Below are 9,353 nucleotides of genomic sequence, written 5' to 3' on the forward strand. Positions count from 1 at the left end.
TCGACCGGCAGCTCCTCATCGTCGCCGACGAACACGTCGACCCCGAATTCGGCACGGGCGCGGTCAAAGTCACGCCCGCCCACGATCCGAACGACTTCGAAATCGGCCTGCGGCACCAACTGCCGATGCTATCGATCATGGACACCAAGGGCCGGATCGCCGACACCGGAACACAATTCGACGGCATGGACAGATTCGAAGCCCGGGTGGCGGTGCGTGAGGCGCTGGCCGCCCAGGGCCGCGTCGTCGCGGAGAAGCGCCCCTACCTGCACAGCGTCGGGCATTCCGAACGAAGCGGTGAGCCGATCGAGCCCCGGCTGTCGCTGCAATGGTGGGTCCGGGTGGAATCGCTGGCCAAGGCCGCCGGTGACGCGGTTCGCAACGGGGACACCGTGATTCACCCGGCCAGCCTGGAGCCACGCTGGTTCGGCTGGGTCGACGACATGCACGACTGGTGCATCTCGCGGCAGCTGTGGTGGGGCCATCGCATCCCCATCTGGTACGGGCCGGGCGGCGAACAGGTGTGTGTCGGCCCCGACGAGACGCCGCCGGAGGGCTGGGAGCAAGACCCCGATGTGCTAGACACCTGGTTCTCCTCGGCCCTGTGGCCGTTCTCCACGCTGGGCTGGCCGGAGAAGACCCCCGAGCTGGAAAAGTTTTATCCGACAAGCGTCTTGGTCACCGGATACGACATCCTGTTCTTCTGGGTGGCCCGCATGATGATGTTCGGCACCTTCGTCGGCGGTGACGACACCATCACGCTCGACGGTAGGCGCGGCCCGCAGGTGCCGTTCACCGATGTGTTCCTGCATGGGCTGATCCGTGACGAATTCGGCCGCAAGATGAGCAAGTCCAAGGGCAACGTCATCGACCCGCTGGACTGGCTGGACATGTTCGGAGCCGACGCGCTGAGGTTCACGCTGGCCCGCGGTGCCAGCCCCGGTGGCGACCTCGCCGTCGGCGAGGACGCCGTCCGGGCGTCACGAAATTTCTGTACCAAGCTGTTCAACGCCACCCGGTACGCGTTGCTCAACGGTGCGCACGTCGCACCGTTGCCCGCGCACAACGAGCTGACCGATGCCGACCGCTGGATTCTGGGACGGTTGGAAGAGGTTCGCGCCGAAGTCGATTCGGCGCTCGACGGTTACGAGTTCAGCCGCGCCTGCGAGGCGCTCTACCACTTCGCGTGGGACGAATTCTGCGACTGGTACGTCGAATTGGCCAAAACGCAGCTGGCCGAGGGGAACGCACACACCACCACCGTGCTGGCCGCCGTGCTGGACACGCTGCTGCGGTTGCTGCACCCCGTCATCCCGTTCCTCACCGAGGCGTTGTGGCAAGCCCTGACCAACCAGGAGTCGCTGGTGATCGCCGACTGGCCGGAACCGTCGGGCTTCGAGCCGGACCCCGTTGCCACGCAACGGATCAGCGACATGCAGAGGCTGGTCACCGAGGTCCGCCGGTTCCGCAGCGACCAAGGCCTGGCCGACCGGCAGAAAGTGCCGGCCCGGCTGGGCGGCATGGACGGCGCCGATTTGAGCACCCAGGTGGCCGCGGTGACATCGCTGGCCTGGCTCACCGCGCCGGGCGATGCGTTCGAGCCGTCGGTGTCGTTGGAGGTGCGGCTCGGTCCCGGCATGAACAGCACGGTCGTCGTCGAGCTCGACACCTCGGGCACCATCGATGTCGCCGCCGAGCGCCGCCGCCTGGAGAAAGACCTCGCCGCCGCGCAAAAGGAACTGGCGTCGACCACCGCCAAATTGGCCAACGAGGACTTTCTGGCCAAGGCGCCGCAGAAGGTCGTCGACAAGATCCGCGACCGCCAGCGCGTGGCCCAGGAGGAGACCGACCGGATCAACACGCGGCTGGCCGGGCTGCGGTGAGCGAGCACTCCGACTGGTCCGAGCCCGGCGAGGCCACCACCCTGGCCCCGACCCCGGATGAGATCGCTGCCTTGCTGCAGGTCGAACACCTGCTGGACCAACGCTGGCCGGAGACGAAGATCGAGCCGAGCCTGACCCGGATCAGCGCTCTGATGGACTTGCTGGGCTCCCCGCAACTGGCCTATCCGTCGATCCACATCGCCGGCACCAACGGCAAGACCTCGGTGGCGCGCATGGTCGACGCGCTGGTGACCGCCCTGCACGGTCGCACCGGTCGAACCACCAGCCCGCACCTGCAGTCGGCGGTTGAGCGGATCGCGATCGACGGCCGGCCGATCACCCCGGCGCAGTACGTCGCCACGTATCGGGAGATCGAGCCCTTCGTGCAGATGATCGACGCGCAGTCGCAAGCCGCGGGCGGGCCTGCGATGAGCAAGTTCGAGGTGCTGACGGCCATGGCGTTCGCCGCGTTCGCCGACGCGCCCGTCGACGTCGGGGTCATCGAGGTCGGCATGGGCGGGCGATGGGACGCCACCAACGTCGTCAACGCCCCGGTGGCGGTCATCACGCCGATCGGCATCGACCACGTCGAATACCTCGGTGACGACCTCGCCGGCATCGCCGCCGAGAAGGCCGGCATCATCACGAAGGCCCCCGACGGCGCACCCGACACCGTCGCCATCATCGCGCGCCAGGCGCCCGAAGCGATGGAGGTGCTGCTGGCCCAGACCGTGCGGGCCGACGCCGCGGTGGCCCGCGAGGATTCGGAGTTCGCGGTTTTGGAGCGTCAGGTCGCGATCGGCGGCCAGGTGCTGCAACTGCAGGGCCTCGGCGGGGTGTATTCCGACATCTACCTGCCGCTACACGGCGAACACCAGGCGCACAACGCGGCGGTGGCACTCGCGGCCGTCGAAGCGTTCTTCGGCGCGGGGGCGCAGCGGCAACTCGACGTCGAGGCGGTGCGGGCCGGGTTCGCCGCCGTCACCAGCCCCGGCCGGCTGGAACGCATGCGCAGCGCGCCCACCGTCTTCATCGACGCCGCGCACAACCCGGCCGGCGCGGCCGCGCTGGCGCAAACCCTGAGCGACGAATTCGACTTCCGCTACCTGGTCGGCGTGCTCAGCGTGCTGGCCGACAAGGACGTGAACGGCATCCTCGCCGCGCTCGAACCGGTTCTGGATGCCGTCGTCGTAACCCACAACGGGTCGCCGCGGGCGCTGGACGTCGAGTCGCTGGCGCTGGCGGCGGCGGAGCGATTCGGACCCGAGCGGGTGTTTTCCGCCGAGAACCTGCGCGACGCCATCGACGCCGCGACCGCCCTGGTCGATGACGCGACGCTGGACGGGGAACCCGAAGCGTTCTCCGGCGCGGGAATCGTCATCACCGGCTCGGTCGTCACCGCCGGGGCGGCACGGACCTTGTTCGGCCGGGATCCGGAATGACCGACCAGAACCGGGCAGACCCCTGGAAGAGCTTCGGCGCGGTGATGGCCGCCACGCTGCTCCTGGAAGCGATCGTGGTGTTGCTGGCGATCCCGGTGGTGAGCGCCGTCGGCGGCGGACTGACGCCGGTGTCGCTGGGCTATCTGATCGGAGTGGCCGCGCTGCTCATCCTGCTGGGCGGGGTGCAGCGCAAACCCTGGGCCATTTGGGTGAATCTCGGTGTGCAAGCCCTCCTGCTCGCCGGCTTCGCGGTGTATCCGGGCGTCGGGATCATCGGGCTGCTGTTCACGGGATTGTGGGCCTTGATCGCGTACTTCCGGGCCGAGGTGCGGCGCCGCCAGCGGTAGGGGCGGCTCCAGCGGCATCCGCCGCACTCGCCGCCCGGCCGATCGCCGCCCGGTTCTGTACGCTGTGCGCCGTGACCGAACGGACCCTGGTACTGATCAAGCCGGACGGCGTCGAGCGGCAGCTGGTAGGGGAAATCATCAGCCGCATCGAGCGAAAGGGCCTGATCATCGCTGCGCTGGAGCTCCGGCGCGTCAGCGAGGACCTGGCCGCCGCGCATTACGCCGAGCACGAAGGCAAGCCGTTCTTCGACTCGCTGCTGGAGTTCATCACCTCGGGCCCGGTGGTGGCGGCGATCGTCGAGGGACCGCGGGCGATCGCCGCGTTTCGGCAGCTCGCGGGTGGAACCGACCCGGTGGAGAAGGCCACACCCGGCACGATCCGGGGCGATTTCGGGCTGGAGACGCAGTTCAACCTCGTGCATGGGTCCGATTCGCCCGAGTCCGCAAAGCGCGAAATCGCGCTCTGGTTTCCCGACGCGTAGCGCCCCGGCGAACGGGGCCGCGCCGCGCCGCTGACGGCCCGTTTGCTCACGGGTGGGTGGGGCCCGCCGAGTGATGTGGGATACTGACGGAGGGTGAACGTCGCCGGACCGGCTTCGGACACCCGAATGAAGACTTAGACAAGCGCGATCAATCGCCACCCGGCATTGGTGCGCGGCATGTCAGGCCATCATTCAGCACGGCGCCGAGCGCATTCCCCGCGAACCGCTCGGGGCGAGACCATCACAAGCCCGGGGGAAGTTAGCCGGGCCCATAGCGAAGCCCTCGCGTGGCCGCGTCGCAAGGACGCGCCCGGGGGCTTGAGGAGAATACGTGGTAGACGGTGCACCATCCGCAGAGTCATCCGAAGAGCCGACCCGGCACGACGAACTGCCGGACCGCCTGAGAGTCCATTCGCTGGCCCGAACGCTGGGAACGACCAGTAAGCGGGTGCTGGATGCGCTCAGCGCACTCGACGGACGGATACGCAGCGCGCACTCCACCGTTGACCGTGATGACGCGGTCCGGGTACGCGATCTGCTGGCCGCCCAGCCCGATGAGGGCGCCGAGGACGCCGGCTCCGTTGGCGAAAGCCCCCACGCCGAGGCCGGGGAACCCGAATCCCGGCTGATGCTCGAGACGGCGGTCGAGCGACCGCACTACATGCCGCTGTTCGTTGCGCCGCAGCCGGTACAGGCGGAGGAAGACGACGGCAACGCCGACGAGGACACCGACGCCGACGATTCCGACGTCGACGACGAAGACGACGAGCAGACCGATCGACCGGCCAACCGGCGCCGTCGCCGGGGCCGTCGCGGGCGCGGGCGCGGCCGCGGTGAGCAGGGCGGACCCGACAACCAGAACGACTCGGGCGACGACGACGAGCCGCAACAGCGGGGCCAGAAGGCGGGAGAGGCCGACTCCTCCGGCGCCGAGGACGACGACGGCGAAGACGACGAATCCGATGACTCCGACAGCGGCGACGACGGTTCGGCGGAGGGCGGCAATCGACGTCGCCGCAGGCGCCGGCGCCGCAAGTCGGGTTCGGGCGACGACGGCGATGAAAACGCGTCGCCCGACGACCCGCCGAACACGGTGGTGCACGAGAGGCCGCCCCGCAGCGGGAAGAACGGCGGCAATGGCGGAAACGGCTCGTCGAACGCCGAGATCAAGGGCATCGACGGCTCCACCCGGCTGGAGGCCAAGCGCCAACGGCGCCGTGACGGCCGCGACGCCGGACGGCGTCGTCCGCCGGTATTGAGCGAGGCGGAGTTCTTGGCGCGCCGCGAGGCCGTCGAACGGATCATGGTCGTGCGCGACAGGGTCCGCACCGAACCGCCGCATCAAGGGGCGCGCTACACCCAGATCGCCGTGCTCGAGGACGGCATCGTCGTCGAGCACTTCGTGACCTCGGCCGCGTCCGCCTCGCTGGTGGGCAACATCTACCTCGGGATCGTGCAGAACGTCCTGCCGTCGATGGAGGCGGCGTTCGTCGACATCGGCCGCGGCCGCAACGGCGTGCTCTACGCCGGCGAGGTCAACTGGGAAGCCGCCGGCCTGGGCGGGTCCGACCGCAAGATCGAACAGGCGCTCAAACCGGGAGATTACGTCGTCGTCCAGGTCAGCAAGGACCCGGTCGGGCACAAGGGCGCCCGGCTGACCACCCAGGTGTCGCTGGCCGGCCGGTACCTCGTGTACGTGCCGGGCGCGTCGTCGACCGGGATCAGCCGCAAGCTGCCCGACACCGAACGGCAGCGGCTCAAAGAAATCCTGCGCGAAGTGGTGCCGTCGGACGCCGGGGTGATCATCCGCACCGCCTCCGAGGGCGTCAAAGAGGACGACATCCGCAACGATGTCACCCGACTGCAGGAGCGCTGGAAACAAATCGAGGCCAAGGCGGCCGAGATCACCGAGAAGGCCGCCGGCGCGGCGGTCGCGCTCTATGAAGAGCCCGACGTGCTGGTCAAGGTCATCCGTGACCTGTTCAACGAGGACTTCGCGGGCCTCATCGTCTCCGGTGACGAGGCGTGGACGACGATCACCGACTATGTGAATTCCGTTGCGCCCGACCTGGTTTCAAAGCTGAACAAGTACGAACCGCCCGGCGGCGCCGACGGTCAGCCGGGACCCGACGTCTTCGCGGTGCATCGCATCGACGAGCAACTCGCCAAGGCGATGGAGCGCAAGGTGTGGCTGCCTTCGGGCGGCACGCTGGTGATCGACCGGACCGAGGCCATGACGGTGGTCGACGTCAACACCGGCAAGTTCACCGGGTCCGGCGGCAACCTCGAACAGACGGTGACCAAGAACAATCTGGAGGCCGCCGAGGAGATCGTCCGGCAGCTCCGGCTGCGTGACATCGGCGGCATCGTGGTCATCGACTTCATCGACATGGTCCTCGAGTCCAACCGTGACTTGGTGTTGCGGCGGCTCACCGAGGCGCTGGCCCGCGACCGCACCCGCCATCAGGTGTCCGAGGTGACGTCGCTGGGCTTGGTTCAGCTGACCCGCAAGCGGTTGGGCACGGGGCTGATCGAGGCCTTCTCGACGTCGTGCACCCACTGCGGCGGCCGGGGGATCGTGCTGCACACCGACCCGGTGGACTCGGCCCCCTCGAACGGTCGCAAATCGGAGTCCGGTGGTCGCCGCGGCAGGCGGTCCAAGAAGAAGGGGGCCGAGGAGCCGGTGGTGGCCAAGGTGCCCGCGCACGCTCCCGGCGAGCACCCGATGTTCAAGGCGATGGCCGCCGGCGGGTCCGGGCAGGCCGACCGTGACGACGACGAGTCCGACGAGTCCGCCGAGGAAGCGACCGGCGAGCTCGACGAGCGGAAGCAACGGGACGTGGCCGACGGGGCGGACACCGACCAAGAGGACTTCGAAGACACCGACGAAGACACCGACGACTCTGACGACGACTCTGAGGACGATCTCGACGACGACGACGAGGATCTCGACGACGAGGAAGACCTCGGCGAGGACGACGAAGACCTCGAGATGGACGACGACGACTTGGACGTCGAGGACGATTCCGACTCCGATGACTCCGATTCCGACGAGGATTCCGAAGACTCCGTCAATGGCGGATCGGGCTTCGGACGTCCGCGGCGCCGTCGCGCGGCAGGCAGACCGGCAGGCCCACCGATCCATGTGGACTGACCTGGACCAGTTTGACCCTGTAGCCGCTGGTCAAGTACCCTAGGACAGTTGTCGTCAGGCCGGGTGGACGTTGGCCGGCGACAGCGGGACTCCCGGGCAGCCGGCGCAGACCCGCAACCCAGACCCACTTAGCTTTGTCCGAGCGCACCGCCGGTGGCTCGCGCGCGAAGAGCCGAAGAAGCGGCTGAGCAGAGGAAAGAAGGCAGGAGCAACGATGGCGACCTACGCAATCGTCAAGACGGGCGGCAAGCAGTACAAGGTCGCCGTCGGGGACGTGGTCAAGGTCGAGAAGCTCGACTCCGACCCGGGCGCGAACGTGTCGCTCCCCGTCACGCTGGTCGTGGACGGCGCGAAGGTGACCACCGACGCCGCCGCGCTGGCCAAGGTGGCGGTGACCGGCGAGGTGCTCGAGCACACCAAGGGCCCCAAGATCCGTATCCACAAGTTCAGGAACAAGACCGGCTACCACAAGCGGCAGGGGCACCGTCAGCAGCTGACGGTCCTGAAGGTCACCGGGATCAAGTAGCGGGAGGCGACAGACATGGCACACAAGAAGGGCGCTTCCAGCTCGCGCAACGGCCGGGATTCCGCCGCTCAGCGGCTGGGCGTGAAGCGGTTCGGCGGCCAGATCGTCAAGGCGGGCGAAATCATCGTTCGCCAGCGTGGCACCAAGTTCCACCCCGGCCTGAACGTCGGGCGTGGCGGTGACGACACGTTGTTCGCCAAGGCCGCCGGAGCCGTCGAGTTCGGCGTCAAGCGCGGCCGCAAAACCGTCAGCATCACGCCCCAGGTCTAGGCCTCCCGAGCCGGGGGCACCGCCCCCGTGCGGGGAACGCTGCGGCGGCTTCGCGAGGTATTCGCCCTGGCGTGACATTCGAAGGGCTGGTATTCGATGCCTCGATTTGTCGATCGGGTCGTCATCCACGCGCGTGCGGGTTCCGGCGGTAACGGCTGCGCGTCGGTCCACCGTGAGAAATTCAAGCCGCTGGGCGGGCCAGACGGCGGCAACGGCGGCCGCGGCGGCAGCATCGTGTTCGTCGTCGATCCGCAGGTCCACACCTTGCTGGACTTCCACTTCCATCCGCACGTCACCGCGCCGTCGGGCAAACAGGGCATGGGCAACAACCGCGACGGTGCGGCCGGCGCGGACTTGGAAGTCAAAGTTCCCGACGGCACCGTGGTCTTGGACGAAAACGGCCGGCTGCTCGCCGATCTGGTGGGTGCGGGCACCCGCTTCGAGGCCGCGGCCGGTGGCCGTGGCGGCCTGGGCAACGCCGCACTCGCGTCGCGTGCGCGCAAGGCCCCCGGCTTCGCGCTGCTCGGTGAGCAGGGCGAAGCGCGGGACCTGACGCTCGAGCTCAAGACCGTCGCCGACGCCGGTCTCATCGGTTTTCCCTCGGCGGGCAAATCGTCACTGGTGTCGGCGATCTCGGCGGCCAAGCCGAAGATTGCGGACTATCCGTTCACCACGCTGGTGCCCAACCTCGGTGTGGTGTCGGCCGGCGAGCACACCTTCACCGTCGCCGATGTGCCAGGCCTGATTCCCGGCGCGTCGCAGGGCCGCGGCCTCGGCCTGGATTTCCTCCGGCACATCGAGCGCTGCGCCGTGCTGGTGCACGTCGTCGACTGCGCCACCGCCGAGCCGGGCCGCGACCCGATGTCCGACATCGACGCGTTGGAAGCCGAGCTCGCCGCGTATACGCCCACCCTGCAAGGCGATTCGACCCTGGGTGATCTCGCCGAGCGGCCACGGGCGGTGGTGCTGAACAAGATCGACGTGCCCGAGGCACGGGAACTTGCCGAATTCGTCCGCGACGACATCGCCGAACGCGGCTGGCCGGTGTTCCTCGTGTCGACGGTGGCGCGTGTTGGCCTGCAGCCGTTGGTCTTCGGGCTGTGGCGGATGATCGCGGAATACAAAGCCGCCCAGCCGGAGATCGTGCCGCGCCGGCCGGTGATCCGGCCGGTTCCCGTCGACGACAGCGGCTTCACCGTTGAGCCGGACGGCGAGGGCGGGTTCGTGGTCACCGGCGCCCGGCCGCAGC

The 9,353-nt window shown here is 68.6% G+C and carries 8 protein-coding genes; all 8 read left to right on the plus strand.

Annotation, left to right across the window (positions count from 1 at the left end; genetic code table 11):
• Window positions 1–1,883: valine--tRNA ligase (locus A5709_RS04510; protein ID WP_068118260.1), on the plus strand; the 1,883-nt coding region annotated here is incomplete at its 5' end.
• A complete protein-coding gene (locus A5709_RS04515; RefSeq protein WP_067944216.1) occupies window positions 1,880–3,325 on the plus strand; it encodes a folylpolyglutamate synthase/dihydrofolate synthase family protein in 1,446 nt (481 codons plus the stop codon). The genes A5709_RS04510 and A5709_RS04515, both read left to right, overlap by 4 nt.
• The gene (locus A5709_RS04520) at window positions 3,322–3,672 is read left to right on the plus strand and encodes a DUF4233 domain-containing protein (RefSeq protein ID WP_067944218.1); all 351 of its coding nucleotides are present in this window, start codon (window positions 3,322–3,324) and stop codon (window positions 3,670–3,672) included. The genes A5709_RS04515 and A5709_RS04520 overlap by 4 nt, the downstream gene beginning before the upstream one ends.
• A 71-nt stretch (window positions 3,673–3,743) precedes the next feature.
• On the plus strand, window positions 3,744–4,154 hold the full coding sequence (ndk, locus tag A5709_RS04525; RefSeq protein ID WP_068118264.1) for a nucleoside-diphosphate kinase: 411 nt from the start codon (window positions 3,744–3,746) through the stop codon (window positions 4,152–4,154).
• A 331-nt stretch (window positions 4,155–4,485) separates the two neighbouring features.
• Window positions 4,486–7,308, plus strand: a complete 2,823-nt coding sequence (locus A5709_RS04530) for an Rne/Rng family ribonuclease (protein ID WP_068118267.1) — start codon at window positions 4,486–4,488, stop codon at window positions 7,306–7,308.
• A 214-nt stretch (window positions 7,309–7,522) separates the two neighbouring features.
• Window positions 7,523–7,834, plus strand: coding sequence for a 50S ribosomal protein L21 (rplU, locus tag A5709_RS04535; protein WP_007169506.1), 312 nt, complete (start codon window positions 7,523–7,525; stop codon window positions 7,832–7,834).
• 15 nt (window positions 7,835–7,849) lie between these two features.
• The gene (gene rpmA, locus A5709_RS04540; RefSeq protein ID WP_068118270.1) at window positions 7,850–8,104 is read left to right on the plus strand and encodes a 50S ribosomal protein L27; all 255 of its coding nucleotides are present in this window, start codon (window positions 7,850–7,852) and stop codon (window positions 8,102–8,104) included.
• 96 nt (window positions 8,105–8,200) lie between these two features.
• The coding region (obgE, locus tag A5709_RS04545; protein WP_068118273.1) for a GTPase ObgE at window positions 8,201–9,353 on the plus strand (1,153 nt) is incomplete at its 3' end.

Origin of the sequence: Mycobacterium sp. E1386 (assembly GCF_001672745.1) — a bacterium.
Taxonomy (GTDB): Bacteria; Actinomycetota; Actinomycetes; order Mycobacteriales; family Mycobacteriaceae; genus Mycobacterium.